This is a genomic window from Vibrio sagamiensis NBRC 104589 (genome assembly GCF_007990935.1).
GTDB lineage: Bacteria > Pseudomonadota > Gammaproteobacteria > Enterobacterales > Vibrionaceae > Vibrio > Vibrio sagamiensis.
The window spans coordinates 35,202-60,720 of sequence record NZ_BJXJ01000004.1; the positions used below are offsets into that span (position 1 = coordinate 35,202).

General features: G+C 38.5%; 23 protein-coding genes. 15 read left to right on the top strand and 8 right to left on the bottom strand.

The features are described 5' to 3' along the window. The first annotated feature begins 128 nt into the window (after positions 1 to 128). The 11 genes from VSA01S_RS02995 (at position 129) to VSA01S_RS03045 (ending at position 10,306) form a co-directional block, all read left to right on the top strand. Positions 129 to 314, top strand: a complete 186-nt coding sequence (locus VSA01S_RS02995; protein WP_039980317.1) for a hypothetical protein — start codon at positions 129 to 131, stop codon at positions 312 to 314. Positions 315 to 505: 191 nt separating this feature from the next. Beyond that, entirely contained in the window at positions 506 to 1,879 is a 1,374-nt protein-coding gene (locus tag VSA01S_RS03000; protein WP_039980316.1) for a YcjX family GTP-binding protein, read from the top strand. Further along, positions 1,876 to 2,916 (top strand): YcjF family protein, encoded by a 1,041-nt coding sequence (locus VSA01S_RS03005; protein ID WP_039980315.1) that lies wholly within the window; start codon positions 1,876 to 1,878, stop codon positions 2,914 to 2,916. Before VSA01S_RS03000 ends, VSA01S_RS03005 begins: the two co-directional genes overlap by 4 nt. Positions 2,917 to 3,016: 100 nt before the next feature. Next, positions 3,017 to 4,567: a transcriptional regulator TyrR gene (tyrR, locus tag VSA01S_RS03010; RefSeq protein WP_039980314.1), complete on the top strand. Its 1,551-nt coding sequence runs from the start codon at positions 3,017 to 3,019 to the stop codon at positions 4,565 to 4,567. Between the two features lie 23 nt (positions 4,568 to 4,590). Then, a complete protein-coding gene (rimJ, locus tag VSA01S_RS03015) occupies positions 4,591 to 5,178 on the top strand; it encodes a ribosomal protein S5-alanine N-acetyltransferase (RefSeq protein ID WP_167325141.1) in 588 nt (195 codons plus the stop codon). A 123-nt stretch (positions 5,179 to 5,301) separates the two neighbouring features. Continuing rightward, positions 5,302 to 5,775, top strand: coding sequence for a DUF2947 domain-containing protein (locus VSA01S_RS03020; RefSeq protein WP_039980313.1), 474 nt, complete (start codon positions 5,302 to 5,304; stop codon positions 5,773 to 5,775). A 98-nt stretch (positions 5,776 to 5,873) separates the two neighbouring features. Then, positions 5,874 to 6,380 (top strand): GNAT family N-acetyltransferase, encoded by a 507-nt coding sequence (locus tag VSA01S_RS03025; protein WP_039980312.1) that lies wholly within the window; start codon positions 5,874 to 5,876, stop codon positions 6,378 to 6,380. A gap of 76 nt (positions 6,381 to 6,456) precedes the next feature. After that, a complete protein-coding gene (locus tag VSA01S_RS03030; protein ID WP_050567293.1) occupies positions 6,457 to 6,903 on the top strand; it encodes a hypothetical protein in 447 nt (148 codons plus the stop codon). 183 nt (positions 6,904 to 7,086) lie between these two features. Next, complete coding sequence (locus VSA01S_RS03035) at positions 7,087 to 8,505, top strand: SLC13 family permease (protein WP_039980311.1); 1,419 nt, start codon at positions 7,087 to 7,089, stop codon at positions 8,503 to 8,505. Between the two features lie 3 nt (positions 8,506 to 8,508). Beyond that, positions 8,509 to 9,840 (top strand): ATP-binding protein, encoded by a 1,332-nt coding sequence (locus VSA01S_RS03040; RefSeq protein ID WP_039980310.1) that lies wholly within the window; start codon positions 8,509 to 8,511, stop codon positions 9,838 to 9,840. Continuing rightward, positions 9,833 to 10,306 (top strand): response regulator, encoded by a 474-nt coding sequence (locus VSA01S_RS03045; RefSeq protein WP_039980309.1) that lies wholly within the window; start codon positions 9,833 to 9,835, stop codon positions 10,304 to 10,306. Before VSA01S_RS03040 ends, VSA01S_RS03045 begins: the two co-directional genes overlap by 8 nt. Positions 10,307 to 10,397: 91 nt before the next feature. Here VSA01S_RS03045 and VSA01S_RS03050 read toward each other — a convergent pair whose 3' ends face one another. Then, positions 10,398 to 12,104 carry an EAL domain-containing protein gene (locus tag VSA01S_RS03050; RefSeq protein WP_050567292.1) on the bottom strand — a complete coding sequence of 569 codons (1,707 nt, stop codon included), beginning with the start codon at positions 12,102 to 12,104 and terminating at the stop codon, positions 10,398 to 10,400. A gap of 933 nt (positions 12,105 to 13,037) precedes the next feature. Further along, the gene (locus VSA01S_RS03055; RefSeq protein ID WP_039980308.1) at positions 13,038 to 13,976 is read right to left on the bottom strand and encodes a LysR family transcriptional regulator; all 939 of its coding nucleotides are present in this window, start codon (positions 13,974 to 13,976) and stop codon (positions 13,038 to 13,040) included. A gap of 259 nt (positions 13,977 to 14,235) precedes the next feature. Here VSA01S_RS03055 and VSA01S_RS03060 point away from each other — a divergent pair, with 259 nt between their 5' ends. Both VSA01S_RS03060 and VSA01S_RS03065 read left to right on the top strand, forming a co-directional pair. Beyond that, entirely contained in the window at positions 14,236 to 14,838 is a 603-nt protein-coding gene (locus tag VSA01S_RS03060; protein WP_039980307.1) for a 2OG-Fe(II) oxygenase, read from the top strand. Positions 14,839 to 15,170: 332 nt separating this feature from the next. Continuing rightward, complete coding sequence (locus VSA01S_RS03065) at positions 15,171 to 15,386, top strand: hypothetical protein (protein WP_039980306.1); 216 nt, start codon at positions 15,171 to 15,173, stop codon at positions 15,384 to 15,386. Positions 15,387 to 15,458: 72 nt separating this feature from the next. Here the strand turns inward: VSA01S_RS03065 and VSA01S_RS03070 are convergent, their stop codons facing one another. From VSA01S_RS03070 to VSA01S_RS03085, 4 genes are all read right to left on the bottom strand, one after another. Continuing rightward, positions 15,459 to 16,007, bottom strand: coding sequence for an MSHA operon transcriptional regulator (locus tag VSA01S_RS03070; RefSeq protein ID WP_039980305.1), 549 nt, complete (start codon positions 16,005 to 16,007; stop codon positions 15,459 to 15,461). Positions 16,008 to 16,344: 337 nt separating this feature from the next. Next, the gene (locus tag VSA01S_RS03075) at positions 16,345 to 19,185 is read right to left on the bottom strand and encodes an Hsp70 family protein (RefSeq protein ID WP_039980304.1); all 2,841 of its coding nucleotides are present in this window, start codon (positions 19,183 to 19,185) and stop codon (positions 16,345 to 16,347) included. A gap of 71 nt (positions 19,186 to 19,256) precedes the next feature. Continuing rightward, positions 19,257 to 21,206, bottom strand: a complete 1,950-nt coding sequence (locus VSA01S_RS03080) for an Hsp70 family protein (RefSeq protein WP_050567291.1) — start codon at positions 21,204 to 21,206, stop codon at positions 19,257 to 19,259. After that, positions 21,206 to 21,838 (bottom strand): DUF2760 domain-containing protein, encoded by a 633-nt coding sequence (locus tag VSA01S_RS03085; protein ID WP_039980303.1) that lies wholly within the window; start codon positions 21,836 to 21,838, stop codon positions 21,206 to 21,208. Before VSA01S_RS03085 ends, VSA01S_RS03080 begins: the two co-directional genes overlap by 1 nt. A 364-nt stretch (positions 21,839 to 22,202) precedes the next feature. Here VSA01S_RS03085 and VSA01S_RS03090 point away from each other — a divergent pair, with 364 nt between their 5' ends. Together VSA01S_RS03090 and VSA01S_RS03095 are read left to right on the top strand one after the other, a co-directional pair. Then, positions 22,203 to 23,744: a sensor domain-containing diguanylate cyclase gene (locus VSA01S_RS03090; protein ID WP_039980301.1), complete on the top strand. Its 1,542-nt coding sequence runs from the start codon at positions 22,203 to 22,205 to the stop codon at positions 23,742 to 23,744. A gap of 80 nt (positions 23,745 to 23,824) precedes the next feature. Next, positions 23,825 to 24,355, top strand: coding sequence for a 3'-5' exonuclease (locus tag VSA01S_RS03095; protein ID WP_039980300.1), 531 nt, complete (start codon positions 23,825 to 23,827; stop codon positions 24,353 to 24,355). A gap of 57 nt (positions 24,356 to 24,412) precedes the next feature. Here the strand turns inward: VSA01S_RS03095 and VSA01S_RS03100 are convergent, their stop codons facing one another. Both VSA01S_RS03100 and VSA01S_RS03105 read right to left on the bottom strand, forming a co-directional pair. Next, entirely contained in the window at positions 24,413 to 24,868 is a 456-nt protein-coding gene (locus tag VSA01S_RS03100; protein WP_039980299.1) for a tellurite resistance TerB family protein, read from the bottom strand. 191 nt (positions 24,869 to 25,059) lie between these two features. Beyond that, positions 25,060 to 25,413, bottom strand: a complete 354-nt coding sequence (locus VSA01S_RS03105) for a VC1380 family protein (protein WP_039980298.1) — start codon at positions 25,411 to 25,413, stop codon at positions 25,060 to 25,062. Positions 25,414 to 25,519 lie beyond the last annotated feature (106 nt).

Sequence of the window (25,519 nt, forward strand, 5' to 3'; positions counted from 1 at the left end):
AGTTAACGAGTCTTATTAGTTAATAAAAGTGCAGCAAAGTCTGCACTTTTTTACTATATATACCCAAGTGACTTAATGATGTTTGGGTATATACTCAGGTATTACAATACTTTTTAGAAGGTGAAAATATGACTCGGTTTATACAAATACTTCAGATGATTCTGGCAATTGTTATCGGCAGTTTCGTCGGATATGACATGATTTTTAATGGAGTTAGTATTTTTAATGATAAGTATGTGATTGTTACATGCGTGTTGTGTCTTCTTCTGGAAGTTACTTTGTTTGTTATTTATAAATTAATTGAAGATGATTAATTATATCTGACTATGCCACTCAATATTATCTCATAGCTCTAAATGAATCGTTCTGTTCATCTTACATTAATAAATGAGCATTTAGACTGTTGTTATTAAACTCGAAAGTGCACTTTTTCTAATAGAACAGTTCCTCAGGTGACTTATCGAGGCGACTTGAGTATTACGTAGTTAAAGAGAATAAAAAATCTATGAAAAGAATAACTCAAGAAATGAGTGATTTCATCAACCGTGGTTTTGATTCAAATGTCAGAATTGCGGTCACTGGATTATCTAGAGCAGGTAAAACCGCTTTTATCACCTCTTTGGTTAATCAGCTTTTACATACCGCGACTCATGACAACTTACCTTTAATGTCAGCGGCAAGAGATAAACGCTTAGTTGGTGCAAAACGAGAACCCCAGACTAATATGCTGGTGCCGCGATTTGCTTATGATGATGCGATGGTGCAAATTCATCAAATACCTCCACAATGGCCTGTCCCAACTCGTGATGTGAGTGAAATACGCCTAGCACTAAAATATAAGCCTAATAAATCGACCAAAAAATTATTGGGTAAAACAGCCGTTCTGCATGTTGATATTATTGACTATCCGGGGGAGTGGCTGTTAGACCTTCCGTTGCTTGGTATGGACTTTAACGCTTGGTCTCGGAGTCAATTTGAAGCATTGAAGGGCAAGCGAGCTGAACTAGCTCAACCATGGCTAGCTGAGTTAGAGAATATTGATCTTACTGATGAATTAAACGAAAAAAAATTAGAAAAGGTGTCCCAAGCGTATACTGAGTACTTACATGCTTGCAAAAATGAAGGCTTACATTGGGTCCAACCAGGACGTTTTGTTTTACCTGGGGAACTCAGTGGTGCTCCTGTTTTGCAGTTTTTTCCCTGTTTGGAACCGGAAAAAACAGCAGATAAAGGATCAAACTTTTCTATATTGCAGGCAAGGTATCTTGAATACCAACAAAAGGTCGTAAAAGAATTCTATAAGCATCATTTTTCGACTTTTGATCGCCAAATTGTGTTGGTTGATTGCTTACAGCCTCTTAATGTTGGTGATGAAGCGTTCCATGATATGCGTTTTGCAATTGAACAGATCATGCATAGCTTTCGTTATGGTAGGGGGGGGCTACTAAGACGATTGTTCGCACCTAAGATAGACAAGGTTTTGTTTGCAGCGACTAAAGCAGATCATGTGACGCCAGAACAACACCCAAATATGGTCTCTTTACTACAGCAAATGGTGCATCCTGCTTGGCAAAGTGCTGCTTATGAAAATATAGACATGAGTTGTATGAGTATTGCATCGATACAAGCGACAACAGCTGGAATGATCTCATCAGAAAATGCCCCCTGTCCTGCGATACAAGGAACAACGCTGGATGGTCAGGTTCTGACCGTCTTTCCCGGTGAAGTACCTAGTCGATTGCCTAATCGAACGTATTGGCAGCATAGCCATTTTGACTTTACATCGTTTCAACCATTGATGTATCAAAGGGATGAGCCAGTTAAACATATTCGCTTAGACAAAGCCTTGGAATACTTATTGGGAGATAAATTAAAGTGAGTAAATTTAAACCAAAACAAGTTTTTTCTGAACCAATAACACAAGCAGAAAATGGCTCTATCCCTGAAGAATTAACAGCACAGAAAACATTTGATGAAAGCTCAGATTTCGTGCCGACTGAAGTCGAAAATCTTGATGAAGAAACCAAACAGGAACAACAATTTGAGCAATTGATTCGTCCTAAACCGGGTAAAAAATGGCTAACGACGGGGCTTTGTGCTGCATTCAGTGGTTTAGTCTTTTGGCAAGCAATTGATTCAGTATCGACTGCCTTATTTTCCTCGGATTGGTTATCCGTGGGTTGGGCTTGCTTCGTAACTATGATAGCGACACTGGGGATTAGGGCATTGGGCAAAGAGCTTTGGAAGTTACGTAAGTTACGTCATCACTTTACTCTCCAAGAGGAAGGGGAGAGCTTACTTCACAGCCAAAGTGTTGGACGCGGTAAAGCGTTTTGTGAAAAATTAGCGTGTCAAAGTGGTATTGTTGAAGAAAACCCTAGCTTTGATCGTTGGCAAAATAGCATCAACTCAGTACACAACGATGCGGAAGTATTAGAAATGTATGATGCTATGGTTGTTAGCCAACAGGATATACTGGCAGCAAAAGTAGTTTCACAACATGCTACTGAGGCGGCAGCATTGGTCGCTTTGAGTCCACTTGCAATTGCAGATATGTTATTGGTTGCTTGGCGCAATTTAAAAATGGTCGAGAAGTTGTCACAGATTTATGGTGTTGAATTGGGGTATGCATCAAGAGTTCAATTATTGCGCTCTGTATTTGTGAACATGGCCGTAGCAGGAGCGAGTGAATTAGCGATTGATGCAAGTATGGATCTTATGTCAATGGATCTTGCAGGTAAAGTCTCTGCAAGAGCAGGGCAAGGCTTGGGAGTTGGAATCTTAACAGCCCGTTTAGGTCTGAAAGCGATGGCACTATTAAGGCCATTACCATGGAACCCTGAACGGAAAGTGAAATTATCAACAATTCGTAAAGAAGTTGCCAAAAAAATCGCCTCGATTACGATGAAAGCATAATCAATCTATTAAACGACATTATTGGATGACTTGACGGCATACTGCGCTTGGTAGAAACTACTGTCAAGTTTTCCTGACAGCGATTAATTGGAATTTTTAAGTGCGCCTAGAAGTTTTTTGTGAAGATAGACTTGGTCTTACTCGAGAGTTACTTGATATTCTCGCCTCTAGAAATATTGACTTACGTGGCATTGAAATCGACATTAGTGGCATTATCTATCTCAATTGCCCAGATATAGACTTTGATACTTTTAGTGAATTAATGGCTGAAATTAGACGTATTTCAGGAGTTAGAGATGTCCGCAAGATCCAATTTATGCCAATTGAACGGCATAATACTGAGTTGCTTGCTCTTGTTGATAATCTCCCAGAACCGGTGTTTGCTATCGATCTTAAAGGTGCTGTTGATATGGCTAATATGGCGGCTTTATCTCTTTTAGGGTTGCATAAGCAACAAGTTATTGGTGCTCAAATTGGTTCCTTACTTCCCTGCATAAATTTTTCACGCTGGAGTGAAGGAGTTAACCAACGAACTAGAGAAAGTATTGTTATTGATGGACTTGATTATATTTTGGAACTGATGCCAGTTTATATTCAAGACGAAGTGCAATATTCAACTCTTGCTAGTACACTGATGACTATTCGTTCTGTTCACCATGGCTCTCATATCGAGGAATATTTACCAACTCAGAATACGCTTGGCTTTGAGCATTTTGTGGGTATCTCCAATAGGCATAAGGCATTAATTAATCAAGCAAAGAAACTGTCTGCTCTAGACCAACCCTTATTGATCGAAGGTGAAACAGGGACTGGCAAGGAAATGCTGGCGAAAGCTTGTCATAGTCGTTCTAGCCGTGCTCATAAACCCTTCCTTGTGCTGAGTTGTGCCTCTATGCCAGATGATGTCGCCGAAACAGAACTATTTGGTCATGCTCCGGGATCATTTAACCATGAACTCGGACACAAAGGTATTTTTGAGCAAGCACAAGGCGGAACGGTTTTCCTTGATGAAATTGGGGAAATGAGTTCGCATTTACAAATCAAATTGTTGCGCTTTCTTCAAGATGGAAATTTCCGCAGAGTTGGTGCTGAAGATGAAATGCACGTTAATGTGCGCATTATTGCCTCGACGAAACATAATTTAGCTGAACTGGCAGAAGCGGGCCACTTCAGAGAAGATTTATACTACAGGTTGAACGTATTAACGTTGACCATACCACCTCTTCGTAAACGCACTAATGATATTTTACCATTACTGGATCTGTTTGTTACCAAATATGCTCAGCAGTTAGGAATATCGAAACCAGAGTATAATGAAAGTTTGATAGAAACATTAATGAATTATCAGTGGCCTGGAAATATACGTCAAATGGACAATATGGTACTTCGAGCTTTGACGGAAATGGAAGGTAATATTTTGAAAGTGGAGAACTTTAAACTGCCACAACCTCAATCATCTTCTGTAGGTACTACATCGCTTAACTTAGAAGGCTCTCTTGACGAAATTATGCGTGATTATGAGTCACAGATTTTAGAGAGACTTTACCACTCCTTCCCATCCAGCCGGAAGTTGGCTAAGCGCTTAAATGTCTCGCATACTTCAATTGCGAATAAGTTGCGTGAGTATGGTATACGGAAGAATGAAGCCTAAATTTTGTGGAAAATCTAACTAGTATGGAAAAAATAACGGACATAGAAAACAGAAGTAACTCAGTTTCTATTTATCATTTGGATGGAGATTTACTACTTCGTACTGCCGAAATTGCTGATGCCGATATGATAGCGGATTATTTCCAAAAGAATCGAGAATATTTAAAGCCTTTTGAACCAAAACGTGAAGAGACTTTTTATACGGTTAATGGTTGGCTGCAGCATTTAATCAAACTTAATGACTTGCATCGCTTAGGGTTAGGCTTTTACTGTGTGATTATTGATACCACCACAAAAAAAATGCAAGGCACTTTGTCTTTCAGTAATTTAACGCGCTTTCCGTTTTACTGTTGTAATGTAGGCTATTCTTTGGCCGAATCGGCTCAAGGCAAAGGTTTAATGAGGCGTGCTCTGAAAATGGGCTGCGATTATATTTTCCGTGTACAAAAGCTCCATCGTATCCAAGCTAGCTATATGCCGCATAACTACAAAAGTGAAGCCGTTTTGAACCATTTAGGGTTTGAGAAAGAAGGGTATGCGAGGGATTACTTGCTGATCGATGATAAATGGGAAGATCATGTTTTAACTTCTCTCACTAATCCGACATGGTAAAAGTTGAAGCATAGAAATGGGCGTACACAGTATCGCATAACTTAAGCCAACGAATTGCTATTGTATAAAAATGATTAATAATCCGCCAAAGAGAGCGGGAGAAAATCTTAACAAGGAGACGGAATGTCTTATTTGACTTTGGACGAATACCAAAGAAAATGGATTTTTACTCATCAGTCGATGCCAGTATCTATTGACGATCTGAGTCTAATTAAACCAATGTCTCAAGCTCGATCTTCTCAGTTTTGGAAAGAAAACATCAGTGCTCAAAGCCCAGATATGGACAGACTTTGTTCTTCTGACTGGCCGATGAAAGAATCTAATTGGTCCGATACGGTTGGTTGGATGTCGGCATGGGAAGATGATGCTTCTGAACTGCCAGAAGAAATCAGTTTATTTATTGATTGGCAAGATGATGTAACAGTATATTTTTGTTATGAAAAATACAATATTATTGAAACTAAATGGTCAGTATTTAAAAAGTATTGGAAAAACTTTCTTTTCTATGACGATGGCCCTATTTTACTTGGACGCCGCCGATCTCAAGCACTCTGGTTTAATTCAAAAGGTAACGTTAAACTCGGAGAGCGTAATTAAATATTCGGTTTAGATAGTCTTTTCTGCTGTGTTCTGTGAAGAGTGTTCATTCTCAGAGCACAATATCATGAAATTTGTAAAATATAAGTAGGTCATATATGGAAATAATAATAAGAAGAACGGAGTCTTCTGATGCACGTGCGATAAAAGAAATTTACGAGTGTGAGAATGCATACAAAGGTACTTTACAGCTTCCTCTTCCCTCCCAAGACATGTGGGATCGACGCATATCTAATATGCCGGATCATGTCTATTCTTATGTTGCTTTGCTCGATAATGAAATTGTTGGCAACTTAGGCTTTGAAGTTTGTACCAACCCAAGGCGGCGACATGTTGGCTCACTTGGTATGGGTGTGAAAGATAATGTTCAGGGCAAAGGGGTTGGGAGTGCTTTATTAGCTAAAGTTATCGACCTTGCAGATAATTGGTTAAACTTAACACGTCTTGAATTGACAGTTTATGTCGATAACAAGCGCGCTATTTCTCTATATAAGAAATTTGGTTTTGAAATTGAAGGTGAGTCTAAGGCCTTTGCTTTTCGTCAAGGTGAGTTTGTTAATGCCTATCATATGGCTCGTATTACAAAAATTGATGGGTCAGAATAATCTCGTATCATAATAAATGAGTATCCGTATAAAACTCGGATAATTAGCAATAATACTAATATAAAGGCTTACGTGCGTGACTTATCAGCAGCTAGATTTTATTGCAGATTTATATATCCCATTTTTGGCTCTTTCAACGTTATGTCGGTTGACTTGGCAATTAAAAATAGCGGGTTCAAGACAAACAATGGCTGATCTAGCCACAACGGTGTTTGGTGTGATTTATATTTATGCGTTGATGTTTTTAGACCAATACGCAGGTGCTTACGGGTATTTTGGTTTAGACTACAGTACTCATACGGCATTAGCTTTAGTGTTTGTAACCTGTCTGGCTTTTATTAATAAGAAAGCTGCCCTCGTATCCTCAGCCTCTATGGTAATGTATGGCTTGCTTATGATGTATCAAAACTACCATACTTTGCTTGATATACTTGTTACCACAGTAATGGTTTTGCCCATCTTGATATGGCTGAAGTATCGATCATCAACAAAAACTTTATCCAACACACTTCAAAGAACTTAAGTCAATTACCTTTTTAATGTTCTGATTTTAAATGGTTTTAAGTCTAATACTGTTTTATTTGATCTAGCGCTAGAATCATTAGGAATGTTACGTACATAATTTAGTTCGAATATGGTGAGTGAAGTCGATTCATAAAGAATTCACTACTTTTTGGACAACCATCTCAGGAAGAGACGTCGTACTATGCATTCCTACTTCAAATACATCATTCCTATTGTTATTCCATTACTGGTTGTGATGATACCTTTATCAGCCTTTCCATTTGAAGGAATTACCGTCATACAACAGAGAGTGATTGCGATCTTCTTATTGGCGGCTTTGTGCTGGGTTTTGGAGCCGATACCCATCTATGCCACTTCGGTTGTTATCATTGTACTTGAGTTGTTACTGTTGTCTGATAAAGGGATTGGTTTAGCACGTACCGAGTCTGGTTCCCCGCACTTTGGTGAGTTGCTCAAATACAACGAAATCATGGCGACCTTTGCCAGCCCGATAATCATGCTTTTTTTAGGTGGCTTCTTTCTAGCGATGGCAGCGTCAAAATATCGTTTAGATGTCAACCTTGCGCGAGTGTTGCTCAAACCCTTTGGTCAGGATCCGAAATATGTCATGCTTGGTTTGATGTTGATTACGGCGACATTTTCAATGTTTATGTCAAACACAGCAACAACCGCGATGATGCTCTCTATTTTGGCGCCGGTAGTGGCAGTATTTAAACCCCATGATCCAGGCCGAATTGCTTTTGCCTTGTGTATTCCTGTTGCGGCAAATATCGGTGGTATTGGTACACCGATTGGTACGCCACCTAATGCCATTGCTCTAAAATACTTAACTGGGGATAACGTTATATCCTTTGGTGAATGGATGGCTTTTGGAGTGCCATTTGTCATTGTGATGATGGCTTTCGCTTGGTTCCTCATGGTTTGCCTTTACAAGTCTGAAACACAAACCCTTGACCTTGATATCAAAAGTAAATTTCTTAAAACTCCTAAAGCGATCGTTGTCTATATTACTTTTGTTGGCACCATCTTATTGTGGTTAATGGGATCGACACATGGGATGAATGCATATACGGTGGCATTGATTCCAGTTGCTATATTTTCACTCACAGGAATAATTAACAAGGAAGATTTGAAAAAAATATCTTGGGATGTTTTATGGTTAGTTTCAGGTGGTATTGCGCTTGGTTTAGCTCTTGATCAAACAGGTTTGGCCCGTTTGGTTGTGAGCAGTATTCCCTTTGGTGACTTTTCTCCTTATGTTGTGTTGGTCGGCGCGTCGATGTTATGTCTGCTTATGGCGAACTTTATGTCTCACACCGCTACGACCAATTTGCTTATGCCAATTATGGCAGCTCTTGGCTCGTCAATGACTTCTTTAGCACCTTTGGGAGGAGAAGTCACTTTGATTTTAATTGTAACCTTTGCCGCATCACTCGGCATGTCGCTACCGATCAGTACGCCACCCAATGCGCTCGCTCATGCAACAGGGCAAGTTCAAAGTCATCAAATGGCTAAAGTGGGGATTGTGATAGGCCTAGTTGGAGTCGTGTTGAGCTTTGTCATGGTATGGCTTTTACATGTTATAGAACGGATTGTATAACTTATGCAGGAAGACCAATTAGATAGACTTGTTCAACGTTACTTTGATGAGACGGAAAGACGTATCTCGATAACCAAAGGGACGATTCTACTTAATCAAGAGCAGTGTAATGATAGGTTATATTATGTCATTTCAGGAGAGCTCAATGGCTATTTACTTGATGAGAACAAAAAGCAAATCCAAGTGTTTTCTGCTTCTGCTGGCTCTTTCATTGGTGTTCATAGTTTCTTCTCTGGCTCATGGGTCGCATCATCTACGGTGATTGCCCAAACGGATGCAAAGTTGGCTTGGATTGATCGCCTTACACCGGCTTTTGAGCCTGGCATCTTTGGCCCTTTGAATGCTCAATTTATGCCTGTTATTGTCAGCGAGCTTTCATACCGCCAACGTCGTGTCGCGCAAGAGGCGAAAGCGAAAGAAAAAGTATTACAAAAGCTGCATCTAGCAGAGCAAATGACAACATTAGGCCAACTGGCTGCAGGCCTTGCTCATGAACTTAATAATACGATTGGTGTTGTGAGCAGCAAATCGGAACGATTGGAGTCAATCATTTTTGAGCTGCTTGAAAAAGTAAATCCAAGTGCAAGTCAGTTTTTTGATTTTGGACTTTTAACAGGCCAGACTCTTACATCAAAACAGGTTCGCTCTCGTGGGCGTGATTTTGAACAGCGCTACGATCTGCCAAAAAGCATTGCGAGGGAACTGGCACGAGCGGTACCTGACAACGAGCCTGATGAAAATTGGCTGATAAATCCTCAAGAAGCTATCCATTATTGGCAGATTGGACGTGATTTACATGATTTGCGTATGGCTGCACACCATACCGTTGGCATTGTTCAGTCCGTTAAGCAGCTCGGCAGAGCAGACACAGAAACGGAAGCCTATTTCGATTTAAATGAGTCAATAAACCAAGCGTTAATTTTACTTCAAGGGGAACTTCGTCTCATCAATGTGCTTTGTGACTTTGATGAATTGCCCGCATTTTGGGGCTCTCAAACAGAGCTCGTACAAGTCTGGGTTAATCTGATTAAGAACGCGTGTGATGTCTTAAAAAATAATAAAGAACCATGTATTAAGATCAAAACGAAAAAAAGTAAAAGCGCTATCTTGATTACTATCGCTAATAATGGTGACGAGATTAATCCGTTGATTAAAAATAAAATTTTTCAACCTAACTTTACAACTAAGAAAGGAGGATTGTCGTTTGGTTTAGGGTTGGGCCTATCAATTGTAAAACGTATTATATTAGGCTGCCAAGGTTCAATTACAGTGAAGAGTGATCCGGACAAAACGGTATTTAGGATTCAATTGCCAGTTGAGGGTAAGTATGGATAAGTTAAATTTAATATGTGTTGATGATCAAAGAGAAGTATTGAGAGCAGTTCTTCAAGATCTACAATGCTTTGATTCATGGGTAAATATTGAAGACTGTGAGTCTGCTGATGAAGCAATTGAGTTAATGGATGAACTTGATAGTGATGGACAAATGATCGCGTTGGTTATTTCTGACCATGTTATGCCAGGTAAAACTGGGGTAGAGTTGTTAGCATCAATAGCAAATGATACTCGTTATATCCATACACGTAAGGTGCTATTGACAGGGCAAGCTACACATAACGACACTATTAATGCAATTAATTTAGCAGGTATTGATCATTATTTTGAGAAACCTTGGCAATCCGAGTTACTAATTAAGTGCGTTAGGAAACTATTAACAAATTTTATCTTTGATGTAGGGCTTGACTACACTGATTTTCAAGGAAATCTTGATCAAAATATCATATTGGAACGGTTAAAATAGTCATTTTATACGGCGCTAAGTACCTAGAAGATAACTTAGCGACGGTGTTAAAGATATTTATGGTACATAGCTCGTTTTCTCAATCGTTGTATTAGCTCTTGAAGGCTTGATCGGGTATAAATTCAATAGCTTTGATAGGGGAAATAGGGCTTGAAAAATAATAACCTTGTAGTAAATCGGCCTTCATTCTTTTGAAGAACTGATACATGTCTTCATTTTCCACACCTTCAATAACCACTTCGATATTTTGTTCTTGGCACATATCAATTAAAAAGTGTAAATACTTAAATGAAAGTGAGTTGTTCAAGGCCTTCCATGCCATGGACTTATCGATTTTTATTTGTGTCATTGGTAGATCAAAAAAGCAATGAAGTGAACTGTAGCCAGCTCCAAAGTCATCAAGAGATAGTGCGAAACCAAGTTTATTTAGGGTATTTAAAGCCTGTATAGCTGCTTGATTATTGTCTAAGATAAATGTTTCGGTTAGTTCAAGAATAATTGCTTGCGGCTCTATCTCTATGCTATCGGCAATATGCTTAATGTTAGTTGGGAACTCACTTTTAAGAAGCTGTAAAGCGGATACGTTAACATTTATACGAACCTGGGTTTTGTGACGCTTGCGATACTCTTTTATGAAGTGGCACGCTTGAGTGAAAACTTGATATCCAAGCTCCATGATTAACCCTTTTTTTTCTGCGACAGGGATAAACTCATCGGGAAAGATTTCACCAAATTCCTCACTATTCCATCGGACAAGAGTTTCAAAGCTGGTTATACTTCCTGATTTAGAGCAGATAATAGGTTGGAATTTAACACTCAAGCTTTGCTTATCTAGGGCATCTTGTAAGCCTTGTTTAATGAAAAAGTGCCGATCAACAGCCATTTGTGTATTTAGGCTATAAACAGCAATACTATTCGGCGCTTTCTCTTGAGCATAGCGGCAAGTACGTGCACTCTTTTGTAGATTTTCTTCTGCAGGATGACCTAAATTTATCGACGGGTATAAACCAATACTGATATTACCACCTAAATGAAATCCTGCTTCTTTTACCGCAGTTGAATAGTCTTGTTTAATACGACATGCATAAGTTGTAAGAGTATCAGTGGATAAAATGTCTCTAATTAGCAATGCAAAGCTATCATCTTGAACACGATACACTTGAGTATTTGGTAAAGGTTGATCACTGAGTGTAACGAGTAATTTTTCTACCAACTCATTGACGAGCTCACTGCCGTATTGATTGAAGTACGATTTTACATTTACAATTTGAATGTAAATAATGGAAACATTAGATTTATTAGTGTTACAAAGCTTGGTAATATCGAGCAGCATGCATGCTCGATTGGGAACACCAGATGCATTATCATGGAAAGCGACCCTATGAAGATAACTTTCCATAAGCTTGCGTTCGGAAATATCACGGTGAATACCAATCATATAGTGTCCGAGGTGGGTTTTATGAGTAACGGCAATACCTTCCAACCAAATATATTGACCATTGGCTTTACGGACTCGATAAAGAGCGATATCACGTACTTGATCAGTGGAAATATGATGTTCAACCTTATTAGAGAAGTCGAGCCTATCTAACGGATGAACTAAATTTAACCAATGTTCAAAGTCTATTTGTCCGGATTCAAGGCCGAATTGTTTATAAAATTCATGATTGTGTAAAATGACTTTTCCTGATTCGTCCATATAGAAAAAGCCTTCACTAAAGATATCAATCAAATTTATGCATCGCTGTTCAACTATCTTAAGAAAATCTGAATAAGTAACGGGATTGTCAGTGCTCATCGTTTGTATCAAAAGGTTACCCTCATTGCCAATGCCTTATATATTAAATCACAAAACTAATAAATAACTAAGACATTGAAGTTAGCTAATTAAGCCCAGAATGCTTGCTGTTAATGTGATTAAAAGACTCAAAACACATTAAGTTATCTCTAAATTAGCCTTAGAGCAAATAACTAGAGTTTTAGTTGTTAATATATAATCAGCTTTTATAAAAAAACGTCAATATTAAATTGCTTCTGACATGTGCAGTTATTGATTAAGCCCCCATTTTTGTGTATTGAAAATCTAATTTCTTTATTATCAATATCTTGTGTTTGATTTTGCTAAGTATCTCAAGGTGTGAAATTGGTATTTCCAAACTGGAAATTGATGATTTTGTTTTTTTCATTAGTGGCATAGGTGATAGATGAGTATCCTATAGCTCTAACTTCTTCTTTATGATTTTTTATTTGTTTTATGAATAAAACATTGGAGAGTGTTTATAGATTTATAGGAGTCTAGATAACTTGTTATGTAATTAACTGGTTAGGTTTCTACAGAGTTGTAATCACCAGTAAAACTGTACCTGTATAACTGATGGAATTAACTGTAAGTGAATAGGTGTTGAAAAATTTTAAACAGCAAGACTGGAATTCAACAAAAACAACAACGTTGTTTGGCTTAAAAAGGAGTGAACCCACTGCGGATATCGTATGGATGTTAGCTATTATAAATTAATTTAAAATTACAAGCACCTCCATAAATACAATATTCGATTGGTATAAAGCCACTAGTTTAGTGGTCTAAAGTACTCGGTGGGGAATCTACTTCGCTACATTGCTTAATATCGCCCCTAGCTTAAATTTTTTGTAGCCACTGATAGTTAAAAAGTAATTACAAGTTAGATAAATTATTTAAATACTAGTTTGCTCTCTCCATTTCAGATAGCCTTAATTATTCACAACAACCATCAATTACTTTACAAGTGTCAAGAACTTTTTTTTGAAGCCAGGTTAGTGCTGGATTGTTTAAACTCGTCTTATTCCAAACTAAGCTATATGCTGCTTTACCATAATTAAAGGGGAGCGTTTTCTGCGATAAACCGTTCGCTTGTATCGCTTTATTTGCCCACATTTTAGAACAAGTAAATAAGAAATCAGAATGATGACACATGACTGCAGCAGCACCGAAATCAGCGACTTGTATAGCAATATTTCTATTAGAGTAAGATTGTGTTAGATTTTGCTCAAAAAATGGTTTGGAGAGATCTTTATCTATAATGCCAATATGTCTAGCGCAAAGGTAATTTTCAATCGTTAAATCTTCTTGGGCTAGTGGATTATGCCTTCCCATAAGGCAGACCATTTCATCTTCCAAAATTTTTTGCCATATTAAGTCTTTATGCTTAAAAATTGGTTGGCTTATATCGTGAGGTAAGAGCATAAAATCAATTTGGCCGCGTAAAAGTGCGTCAAAGCTCATTTCTTGTTTCGAATATATATTTAAACTGGCGCTATTACCTATTTGTTGAGAAAGGTTACTTATCATTGGGGCAAAGAGTTCAAAAGTACTTTCTCGCATAGCAAGAGAAAAGCTACCTTGAAAATAAGCAGGGTTAAAGGAGCCTTGGTAGAGCAAACCGTTCATGCTTGAAAGAATGCCATGAACAGAAGGACCGATGTTAAGTGCAAAAGGCGTAGGTACCAATTGGGAACCATCTCTATAAAACAATTCATCTTTGAGGATCACACGAAGTTGTCCTAATGTTTTGCTTACACTTGAGGGGGTAACACACAGTTGATCTGCTGCTAATGTTACGCTATGAGTGGTTAGGAGCATATGCAAGGCAGTAAGGTGCTTTAAACTGATTCTAGAAAGAGTGATGTAATCCATTAGCAAAGTATTTTTTGATTTTTCCTCATTATATCAGTAAGAAACAGATAAATACTATTCTGTGAAAAGAAAAAGAAATCTTTTAAATTTTATAATTTTAAGCCAATTCACAGCAAACTTATACTTTCTGTTATATGAGAAACTCTTTTAAATACTACCGTTAATTCAAAATTTATCGTATCGATTAAAAACTGCAATTGTCCTAGATACATATTTCTTTTATAAGTCCATTCATATTCAATTGAACGAGTAAAATAATATGGAAAAATTGATCGAAGGTTTATCAGCATATGGTTACTATATTTGGGATGACTTTTTATCTCATCAGGAGGTTTGTGCTTTACGAGAATGTATTCCTGAAAAATGGAAACAAGCTCGAATTGGTCGAAGTGATGATGCGATGAGGCTTGAATCAATTCGAAGTGATAAAATTCAATGGTTGAATGAAGCAATGGGCAGACCTGTTCATGAATTTTTGGATAAAATGGAAACAGTCAGATTAGAAGTAAATCGTAACTTTTATCTCGGCTTATTTGAGTATGAGGCACACTTTGCAAAATATGAAAAAGGTGATTTATACCAGAAACATCTTGATAGCTTTCAGGGAAATAAAAATCGAAGGTTAACGACGGTCTTTTATCTCAATGACAACTGGAATGAAGAAGATGCTGGTGAACTTGTTGTCTATGATCTCGCTGATAACAAATTAATAACTATTCCACCTAAAGCAGGGCGCTTGTTCGTGTTTTTCTCCGAACGTTTTCCACATGAGGTACTGCCTACTAATTCAGAGAGGTTTAGTATCGCAGGCTGGTTTCGTGTCAATGGTGTTAAAGGTAATCAACTGGATATTGCATGTTGATATGAATAGATGTGGCTGAATTAAAAGGATTCTTTAATTCATTACCACAAGCCAGTGATGCATTAGGACGATGTGGTGATAGTTTAAATAATAGCAATGGGCTGATTAGTTAACGTAAGCAAGTGTGTTGTTTTTTAACCAAGATCAAAAAATGGCTAACAAGTTAGTGAAAATATTAGCAAGAATTTGTTTTTATTTTGTAAACTGATTATGCAATTATTTGTAGGTTAATTTAAAAGTAAAGGTAAAATTTATATTCCCAGTTATGTTGACTGAAAGGTAACATTAAACAATACTGTATATATGTACAGTTCATCGTCTGGAGGTGAATTATGTTTTGGGAAACCCTTGAAAGAGTAAACCGTTTACGCCAAGAAGCCCTAGCTAACTCCGAGTTCGTCGAATCGGCAAAAGATCACGAAGCTGCTCTACGTGAGCAAGAGTTCCAAGGCAATTCTGAGCATCCCTATATCAAACAAGGTCAGGGAAAAAAGTCACTAGCAGACATCTACAAAGAGGCAGAATTTGGTGACAGAGCCCCTTACTAACTTGATAGTACCTCTACATTGACTCAATACTTATTATTTTTAAAGTTCTGAGATTAATTCTAGGTTAACTATTCAAAAAACAGCTTTGCGTACATAATGTGGGTTGTTATATTTTTTTTCAGGGCCAAATTGTGAAATCACAAGTCTGTTCCAGAGTGCTTTGTCGAACTCTACTTTGGGTATAGAAGGGTAAAGTGTCTCTTCCTCTTCCCTAGCAAAATAGAGGTATTCTTTTTTCTTAATTTGATTATACCTTTTAGCTATTTGGTTATGTTTTCTGATCCATTCAAGTTTGTACTCGCGTAGAGCCTTTTCTGCCTTATTTTTATCCATTTTTGATAAGAAGAGGCGCTTATAAGAAACTTTTCTGTCAACCATTGTTCTCATAACCGTCTGAATGTAATTACCATGATGCGTGATAGTAATGTCGTTCTCTTCGATAGGGGTTATGCACCAACCTTTAGGTAAAAACTTGGTGCTTTTAAATTGACGATTACGTTCCATTAGTACTTGGTGAAGAACTAAATCGGAAGTACCACGGAAAGTTTTTTGCCATTTAGCAATTCGGATTTGCAGCGAACCTGGTAAACGGTATATGTTAGTAAATTTATCTTGATTCATGTGAATTGTTCAGAAATCAACGGCCTAAGTTAAAGCGAGCTTGCAGTGTTAAATTACTCGATATGGTTGAGGATATTAACGCAATGATTCTACAATGAACAAGCATTTAATAGCGAGTGCTTATGTCAATATTAGGTTAGAAATAAAAAAAAGCGCTATGCTAGGCAAAGGAATTGAGACGTTTACATTATTTTTGTTAAAACAATCACGTTTTAAGAATGTTACTTAGCTTATATAGTTATATTAAAGTTATTTGAACTTTTCAATACACCTTGAAGCTATTTATATAACTTCAAGGTATATTATTTAAACTTCGGTAACGATTACCTGAAGAGGGCTATAAAGTATTCGTAGAAGCATTGACTAAAGTTAAGCCACTCGGCAATGTATCACCAAAAATACGCTTTGAGTCATGTTGAGAAAGAACTTTTACTTCTCTAACCATTGAGATCCAAGAATCTGGAACTTTACTTTGCTTCAATTTTTGCAGCACAATTTCACGTAAATCATCGGCAATATCGCAATGACGGTCACCAGTTTTACGGCAAATCATAACGGCAGCAAAGCCAATCATTGGTTCTTTTTGCCAGTTTTGCTCTAAGATATTTGGCAGCCACTGTTCAACTTGTTCTCTCGGAATAATATTGTGCTGACTTCCGTACAAAGGAGTACGAGATGCCAAGCGACCTATTGCCCACCAGTGAGCTTGCAAAAACTGACTGGTATTCATCGCTTTACTTAAGAACCATGTGACTAGTAGCGTTTTATCTTCTACTTCTAAGTGTTCCAGTGAAGCAGACAAACGTACCATGGATTCATAGCCCATATCTTGAGCAAATTTTGCTGATTGTGGGTTTTTCATCGCTCCGGGGTGTAAGTATTTTGCAATATCAGCCAATATTGTTTCTTGCTGTTCTTGGCTTAAACCGCCAGCAATACGACGCCAAAATACCCACCAGTCAGTCCAGCCTTGATGATTTTTGAATTGGATATTTTGTTGATAAAGCGGCCAAATTTGTTCTATACGCCATGAGTCAGTCGGGTCACCAAAGCCAGGTCTTAAAGTAAAACCAGTAAGCCTTAGCCAGTTCTTTTCATGTGGCTCAGAGCGACGGCGACGTTTTCTTCCTTGTGCAAAGGCATCAAAAAGCTGACGAAGGGTGACAAAATCCCACTCATCTCTTTTACCTAATTTTTTCTCAAGGGACTTTGTTAATGTTTTTATTTCTGATGTTTCAGCACTTTTTTTATTACCGCTATAAAGGCGTGAGATAAGTGCTTTACATTCACTGAGGCGAGGGGGAAGTTGAAAAGTATCATGCTCATCCAACTCCTGATTGCGCACTTCGAATTCAAGTTTCCAACGTTTATTGTCATCTAGAGTGCTGACACATTCCATATTTAATGTGCCTACTTCTGTTAGTTTACAAGCGAGTTGAACCTCAACTCGCTCTTTTTGATTAGCCTCAAGTTGAAGACCTTCACCTTCAAGAGTGGTTATGTAGGGGGGGAGAGGAGTGAACAAATCCGGCTCTACATTAAACATTTCACCATTTTTAATTGGAGTACTTTGATTTAGAGTGTCATGAATAGAAGTCAGTAAATTAAATCGTACTGGCTCACCCAGTGTTAATGAGAAACGACGTCCACTTAGGCGTATTTCATGACCTTCCTCTGTCCCTTTTGCAAGTAAACAAAGCGCTTGCGGTGATTGGCTTTTTTGTTGTAGATGTAAGAAATAGGAACGTGCCGAGCCACCACCGATTTTTAAATGCGAACCATGTCGTGCTTTAGCAAATGCCACAGCACCAAAAGCGACAGATAAATTAGGGTGAGGGTTATCCAAAATCGTGATCGGTTCACCGCGCCAACTCGAGAGGAGTTCTGTCATTCGTTCAGTGATAAGCTCACTGTTAAAAACACCACCATTTAATAATAAAGCGACGGGGATAGCATCTTGTTCATTGTTCTCAATGCCTAAAGCTGCGCGTGAGACTTGTTGGTGTTGGTTTAAAAATTCTGCAATATGTTTACTGACAGCAGGATCAGAGGCGAAAGGCAGACCGAACTCAACAACTGCGCTGCGTCGTCTGCTGGGTAATTCGTTAAACTTGGACAGAGGAAAAAAACCATCTAAAGCGATTTGATGCACTTCATCCTTGAACAGCGTAATACTTTTAGTACTACTTAGAAGCTTTGAACCACTACCTAACATGGTAATTTTAACTTCATTTGGTGAGTGAATGGCAAGTAATTTTTCTTTTGCGCTTCGAGTCTGCTGAATCAGTTTAGTTAAGTTAGCTGCTGTTAGCTTTTTGTTATGATCAAAGCGACTTTCAGCTAGATGGGCTAACGCCAGATCTAGATTATCGCCTCCCAACATTAAGTGTTCGCCTACGCCAATCCGGTTAAGGGCGAGATTATTACCATTGGACTTGTCTTGGTCAGTAAAGCGTGCTTCGATTAAGCTTAAGTCAGTTGTCCCCCCACCTACATCACAAACAAGAATGAGAGGGTTATTGATTAAATCTTGGTTTGCACTGTTTTGGTGGCGTGTATACCAGTCGTAGCAAACCGCTTGCGGCTCTTCCAATAAAACAATATTTCTTAAACCAGCAAGCTCGGCAGCATCAAGGGTATATTGTCGTGCTGTTTCATCAAATGAGGCGGGTACGGTGATAACCACCTCTTGATCTTCTAATTTATTGCTTGGGTTACGATAGTTCCACGCTTGACGGATATGATTTAAGTAACTGCTACTAGCAACAATCGGTGATACTTTTTCGACATCCTGTGCGCTTGCCCACGGCAGGATAGCAGAATGGCGATCAACAGCATTATGTGATAACCAACTCTTGGCGCTGTATACCTGACGGCCCTCAACTTTTGCTCCTAGTTCTCTTGCCCATTCACCGATAATGACGTGCTGGATGTCTCCTTTGACGGGCTGATTTTCCCACGGGAGAGTCAGGTCCGAAGGTGAAACCTGCTCTTTTGCTGGATGGTAGCGAAAGGAGGGCAATAAGGGTTTGCGCACTACTTCACCAGGACCAATTAATTGATCGATTTCAAATATAGAAACGTTGGACTGTGAGAGGTTATTAGTAAGCTCACAATAAGCCACAACAGTATTGGTAGTCCCAAGGTCAATACCAACAAGAAAACGAGGAGGTGTCATAAAAACCTTTTTGTATTAACAAACCTTTTAGTATTAAAAACGGCACCGGGAAGGTGCCGTTGAAGCTTTCATTATGAATTATTTGAATGACCGCTTGCATCATCACGAACATCAAATTCTACATGCCATTTTTGCCCATTGTCTGAGGCAATTGCTTCTAAATAAAGTGTGCCAAGTTCCGTAACTCTTGAAGCAAGTGTGACAGGAACGACTTCTCCCTCACGTCGTCCTTCAGAGGCAGAAAGAGTCACTTGAATTTCTGGAAGCTCTTCCAGTTCTTCGGGAGACCAATAATCGAGATGAGTTCCTGCAATATCTTCACGACGGACGGTAGAGCCAAAGAACTGAAAGTTTACTGGTTGGCCAATGATCAGACCAAACTCTTGGCTTGGGACATCAACACTTGAACCTTCTTCCATGCCAAAAGGAGCCACACAAAGTGCTTCCATTGGGGGAGCCATGCCAGGGATTGCAGGCATGGCACTCTCGATGCCGACATAATAAGCAGAAGCGATACCACCACGAATTCGGACGCCTTGGCCTCTTCGCACTGCTCCATAGTAAGCAGCACCATTTGCCACAGCAAGGTCAAGATCAACACCGGTAAGAGGTTTTGCCATCTCTGCGTCAGCTTCAAGCAACCATTCATTGATGGTATCTTCTAGACGGGAAGCAAGAAGAGTAGATTTTAATACGCCGCCATTGAACAGTATAGCTGTTGGCTTAATGAAGTCAGCAGATACGGTGGGCTCTGAACCAGGCATTCCTGGCATATTAGCGAAAGGATTAAAATCTTGACCGACATTGGTCTCTTTGCTTTTGTCAGAGTTCAGAGCATTCGCTTGCTTAGAGAGAAAGCCTGCAATGTGACGTGTAATTCCGGCGTCTTGTGCATAAGGCAGACCCATTTGTGTTAATGCTCCGCGATTACGATGAATCGGGTGTTCAGTTATCGACACAGAAGGAAAGAAGCCGTCAACAAGAGTTTGCTGTACTTCTTCTTGAGTCAGCTCAGTTTTAAGAGTGGCACCCAGTAATTTAGAACCACGGCTAGGGACAACAATAGGTACAGACTGAAGGTCAGCATCATTTAGAAGGTCTTCTTTTGCATCTCGGCATGCGTGCATCATGGCTTGAACTTGCCATGGCTGAAGCTCTTTACCTTCTTGCGCGAGTTTCATTTTTAGGCGATAGGCGAGCGCTAAGTCCATATTGTCTCCACCGAGGAGAATATGTTCGCCAACAGCAATTCGATTGAGACTTAGATTACCATTATCTTCGGTCACTTCGACTAAAGATAAATCGGTGGTCCCCCCGCCGATATCGACAACCAGCACAATGTCACCCACTTCAACTTCTTCGCGCCACTTGTCATTACTATTATCAATCCAATTATAAAGGGCGGCTTGAGGTTCCTCTAAAAGCGTGAGATGAACAAATCCAATATTGCGAGCCGCTTCAGCCGTTAGGTCTCTTGCAGCAGGATCAAAGGAAGCAGGAACAGTAATAGTGATATCTTGTTCACTGAGGCAATGCTCAGGGTGCTCATAATTCCAGGCTTCTTTTAAATGTTCTAGATACAATTCTGTGGCACGAAGTGGTGATACTTTCTCGACTTCTTCAGGGCTACCAGCAGGCAAAAATGCCTCACGACGATTGACACCTGCGTGACAGAGCCAAGACTTGGCACTTGATATTAAACGAATAGGAGTCTTTGCGCCTAGATTACGCGCGATGGCACCTACTAGCGCGGTGGGCTCACTTGACCATGGTAAAACTCGAGATTGTGGACTCATTTCATGCTCATGAGGTTGATATAAAAATGAGCCTAATTGACTGCGATTTTCTACCGTTCCTGGAGCAGTAAGTTGAGGAATAGGCATCACTTGTACGCGTGCATTTTCGTCTTGGGTATCAACAAAAGACAGAACACAGTGTGTGGTGCCTAAGTCGATACCTACGCTATATTTAGGTGCCATATTTTCTAGTCCTTCATCATTGACGGCTTGTGTATTACTCATCACAATTCAACCTCAGCTGGTGCGATGATACTTGCGTCGTAATTCTCTGCTAATTTAGGTAAGTTCATCGATGTTGCTTTCCAGCCTTTGTGAATCAATGTGCCGGTAAAAGGTGCGTGTCCCGTAACGTTGCCAGTTAAGCGAACTTCTTGAGCGTTGAAGCCTTCTTCGATGGTAATGCGTGTTTCTTCTTCTTCGTTACGAATATGAGCAAGAGTGACATAATCACCTAAGACTTTTTGACCACCAGAATGAATAACGCGGGCTGCGGCTCCGACCTCTTCATCAGAAAATGCAGTCAGGTCCTCTTTTAAGAAATCAATCAGACGTGCTTCTTGTTGCATTAAAGTCAGTAACTGCATTGCTGAATCAGTAGAAGCGGTTGCCAACTTAGATTCGACTTCAACAACTTTTTCGACCACTTTCTCGATTTCGATAACCTTTTCAACTTCGACGATTTTCTCGACTGGTTTTTCAACCTCGATGATTTTCTCTACAGGCTTTTCTATTGTTTTTTCGATGACTTTAGGTTTTCGAGCGACTAACCAAAGAAGAAGTAATAGGGCAGAAGCTGCGAGGCCTGCATGGAGCATATCGAAAGTATGTGGAATGAGGTTCAAATCAATGTTCATGACATTTTACTCTTTTATTGATTCATTGATGTTAAGTATCGGAACTAACGAAGACGATTCACTTTCTAGGTTTACCCATTTATGTTTGTTGGGCTCGTGAGTTTAGCGCTGCTCAAACACAACACTAAATTAGAAATACGTTTCATCGACTTTAGCGTTTTAATTAAGTTAGATACTAAAATGATGATGAATGTTAGCATATTCAAGCTTTAAGGCTGTAATAATTCGTCGATATAGCTCATGAACAGCATGAAAAATCATCAAAGAACGATAAAATAAATGATTTATTTGATTTTTTCTCGTAAGTAAAGGTTATTTATAAAACAATTGATGATTTGAAAGTGTTATGGGTGTGGACTAATAAATGATAACTAACACAATTAAAAACACTTTTTTCAGACATTCATTAGCCCCTTTTTTAGGCTTTTTGGCAGTATTAATCATAACCATCGGTGTGCTTATGGCAGTTTGTGAGATTCAGTATAGGTACACAAGAACGATACTGAATACGATGGCTGATCATCAGGCTGACGCGCTTCAAAACGCAATTGAAAACGATCTGGCGTTTATCGGAGTCGGTGCGAATTTTTTTCATGCAGTGGATAAAAGTTACTGGAAGCAGTTTCCTTTTTATGCAAAACAAGTGGTTGAAAATTCAAATAGTTTGATTGCTCTACAATGGCTTCAGCGCGTTGAGTATGATCAGGTTAAATCCAGTGTAGAGGATATCAAAGCAGTGAATCCTGACTTTGAAATCTTCACAATAACCTCAACAGGCAAGAAAGTAATAGGAAATATTCTACCAGATAATAAGCCTTTATTTATTTTGTCGGATATATATCCAAAAACTGATGAAAACCTGTCTTTGTTAGGTTTTTATTCTTCACGTGAACGGTTTGATTTAGTTTTAAACGACCTCATTACCCATGAGCGTCCTAATATTTCAGATAAACTTCGTTTACTTCAAGATGGATATGATAAATCGGTCAGCAAGAGTGGTCTCCTTGTTTACCATCCGGTATTTAGCTACGATTCTCATGAATTTCTAGGTGTAGTTGTGGGTGTACTTCGTAGTTATATTTATTTTAGAGATCTGGTTACTAAAACAGCCAGTGAAATGAAAATGTCATTGAAAGTTGAAGACCTGGGTTTTGATGCATATGATGATCCACTGTTGTTTAAGAGTAGTGATTGGGATGAAATTGATGGGGAGAGCATCAGTAGAAAAGTAGTATTGCCTAACAGGGAGTGGCAGATTGATTTTAAAATTTCTGAAACACTCTTGACTTGGGAGAGGTCTGCAGTTTATTCCATTGCTATTTCCGGCTTTTTCATTGCTTGCTTAATTGCTTACATCATCAAGTTTCAGTCTCGAGAAAAAGAACGACTCTCTGTTATGTTGGATAATAAAACATCAGAATTACAATGGATGGCAGAAAGAGATCCGCTCACGCAACAATACAATCGACGAATATTTAATGACGATCTGAAACGTCATGTACAACAAAAGAATGATTTTGCATTAATAGGTTTCGACATTGACCACTTTAAATTAGTTAATGATACTTATGGTCATTTAGCTGGCGATGAAGTACTTATTCATGTTACTCGACTTATCGTTGAGAAATTGCTAGAAGAGGATAAACTTTATCGCTCTGGTGGCGATGAATTCTGTATTATCTCACAACTTTCCGATAAGTTGCAGCTACAGTCTTATTTAGAAGAGATTAGGGAAAGCATTGCAAATTCTTCATTTTTATATAATAAAAAACCTATCTTCTGCTCATTAAGTATTGGTGCTGTTATTTATCAAGGTGAAGAGTTTGACACTCTGTACCATAAAATGGATAAACAGATGTATTGTTGTAAAGAGAATGGACGGAATTCTGTATCAATTGGTGATTAATTCATCGAAGAAATTCGAGTTTAGTCATTAGTTAAGGTACCATATGTCAATCTTAGTTTACTTTTGTATTAGGTCAATTTATGAATCATAACCGCATTGTCTGCTTCGATTTAGAAATGTGTTGTTGGAGTGAAAATGGTGTAGGCCGTACGGGTGAAATCATTGAAATAGGGCTTGCGGAAATTGATCTATCCAGTAGTGAGATTGTTAAGCGTGCACAATATTATGTTAGGCCTGAGCGAGATGAAATATCGTTATTTTGTGTTGAACTAACAGGCATCACACCACGTAAAATCGAAAAGCAAGGCAGAGCATTGGAAGAAGTGCTCAAATCCATGGTTAAAAATTTTGGTGGTAGGAACAAGATATATGCCTCATGGGGCCGTGACGACCAAATCTTAATAAAAGAATGTCAAAATAAAGGAATAGAACTGCCCTTTACTGAGTTTATTAATTTAGCCACTCTTTATCGAGTCCAGAATCGTCTTAAGGATAAACGCATTGGCCATCGAGCGGCACAAGAAGGAAAGGGTATTGTCTGGGAAGGGCGTCAACACTCCGGTTACGTTGACGCTTATAATTTGGCAAAATTAGCTCTTACTATGCTGTGACTCTTTTTGATTAAATTTTAACTCTTCTTTACTAAAGTTCTGCAATAATTTAACGTTTTACTTATTAATATTACGATCAGATTGAAGTTTTGCTCGGATGAACTCACTATGGTCAACATAAAGAAGTTCTGCTGTTTTACGAATAACGGCTTCTTCAATGGGATCGAGATGTCCATCTGCATAAGCGACGTCCCACATGCTTTTTATAAGTTCGTAACGAGTTTGTTGAGAAAGTGCTCTCAACTGTGAAGTAAAGGCATATAAAGATGTCGAATTATTTGAAACTGTTTGTGCTTTTTCTAGCAAGCAGTTTGTTTCCTTCGCACTTAATGAAAGTAGTTTTTTAAGTAAGCTATGTTGTATATTAAGTTCTTTATTATCAATATGATGATCTGCTCCAGCTACTTCACACAATAAGCAGGCAATGGCTAAATTAGGGGAAATATCTGGAGATTTATTCAGCTCTGAATCGTCTATTAATTGTTTAAAAATAGAAGTAATCTTGTTGAACATAGACAGTACCTAATGATGTATTTCTATTAAGATGGTATCGGATTAAAGAAATCTCAAGATTTCTGTTGATGTATTTCATTAACCATATGAAAATAAGTTTAATTGCCTTTAACTGCAGTATGAACATTCACTTTGATTGAGGTATGTTCAGGTTTAAACAGAGGCTCTTTGACTCAGAGGGCAATACTGTATTAATCATTAACTGAACTATTTTCTAATATTTCCACTATTCGTGAACTGCTTAATTCATGTCCCATTAGAAATAAAGCTAATAATGCATCAATTTTTGATGAATTTGAACAATTCTCATAAAGGATTTGAGATAAGCGCAAGCGGATAAGATTGACTTCATGGGTAACAAAACCACGTCCTTCTTCGTCTCCTTGGTGATCTTCTGGTGCATTATCAAAATGTAAAAATAGCATGTTTCCACAAATCTGAGTTTTTTCTAACCGCTCAGGCAGCCATTCTTCCCCCATTACGACATCTAGATCTTGCTCTTGGAGTAATTGACTGAGAATAATGTTGAGTTCTGATGCTTTCAATGTGTTCGACTTTTGTAAGTTAAATTCAGTTACGCTTCAATTGTACTGACGAGTTAAAATAAAACTAAATATAATTTATGGATTAACCCTAAGACAACCAATTTTA

Excerpts from the sequence above, each read along its gene's own strand:
- VSA01S_RS03095 (WP_039980300.1), top strand. The coding sequence starts at position 23,825 with ATGAATCATAACCGCATTGTCTGCTTCGATTTAGAAATGTGTTGTTGG.
- VSA01S_RS03055 (WP_039980308.1), bottom strand. The coding sequence starts at position 13,976 with ATGGATTACATCACTCTTTCTAGAATCAGTTTAAAGCACCTTACTGCC.
- VSA01S_RS03080 (WP_050567291.1), bottom strand. The coding sequence starts at position 21,206 with ATGAGTAATACACAAGCCGTCAATGATGAAGGACTAGAAAATATGGCA.
- VSA01S_RS03070 (WP_039980305.1), bottom strand. The coding sequence starts at position 16,007 with ATGAATCAAGATAAATTTACTAACATATACCGTTTACCAGGTTCGCTG.
- VSA01S_RS03075 (WP_039980304.1), bottom strand. The coding sequence starts at position 19,185 with ATGACACCTCCTCGTTTTCTTGTTGGTATTGACCTTGGGACTACCAAT.
- VSA01S_RS03050 (WP_050567292.1), bottom strand. The coding sequence starts at position 12,104 with ATGAGCACTGACAATCCCGTTACTTATTCAGATTTTCTTAAGATAGTT.
- VSA01S_RS03100 (WP_039980299.1), bottom strand. The coding sequence starts at position 24,868 with ATGTTCAACAAGATTACTTCTATTTTTAAACAATTAATAGACGATTCA.
- VSA01S_RS03040 (WP_039980310.1), top strand. The coding sequence starts at position 8,509 with ATGCAGGAAGACCAATTAGATAGACTTGTTCAACGTTACTTTGATGAG.
- VSA01S_RS03045 (WP_039980309.1), top strand. The coding sequence starts at position 9,833 with ATGGATAAGTTAAATTTAATATGTGTTGATGATCAAAGAGAAGTATTG.
- VSA01S_RS03000 (WP_039980316.1), top strand. The coding sequence starts at position 506 with ATGAAAAGAATAACTCAAGAAATGAGTGATTTCATCAACCGTGGTTTT.
- VSA01S_RS03020 (WP_039980313.1), top strand. The coding sequence starts at position 5,302 with ATGTCTTATTTGACTTTGGACGAATACCAAAGAAAATGGATTTTTACT.
- VSA01S_RS03090 (WP_039980301.1), top strand. The coding sequence starts at position 22,203 with ATGATAACTAACACAATTAAAAACACTTTTTTCAGACATTCATTAGCC.
- VSA01S_RS02995 (WP_039980317.1), top strand. The coding sequence starts at position 129 with ATGACTCGGTTTATACAAATACTTCAGATGATTCTGGCAATTGTTATC.
- VSA01S_RS03060 (WP_039980307.1), top strand. The coding sequence starts at position 14,236 with ATGGAAAAATTGATCGAAGGTTTATCAGCATATGGTTACTATATTTGG.
- VSA01S_RS03025 (WP_039980312.1), top strand. The coding sequence starts at position 5,874 with ATGGAAATAATAATAAGAAGAACGGAGTCTTCTGATGCACGTGCGATA.
- VSA01S_RS03035 (WP_039980311.1), top strand. The coding sequence starts at position 7,087 with ATGCATTCCTACTTCAAATACATCATTCCTATTGTTATTCCATTACTG.
- rimJ (WP_167325141.1), top strand. The coding sequence starts at position 4,591 with ATGGAAAAAATAACGGACATAGAAAACAGAAGTAACTCAGTTTCTATT.
- VSA01S_RS03085 (WP_039980303.1), bottom strand. The coding sequence starts at position 21,838 with ATGAACATTGATTTGAACCTCATTCCACATACTTTCGATATGCTCCAT.
- VSA01S_RS03065 (WP_039980306.1), top strand. The coding sequence starts at position 15,171 with ATGTTTTGGGAAACCCTTGAAAGAGTAAACCGTTTACGCCAAGAAGCC.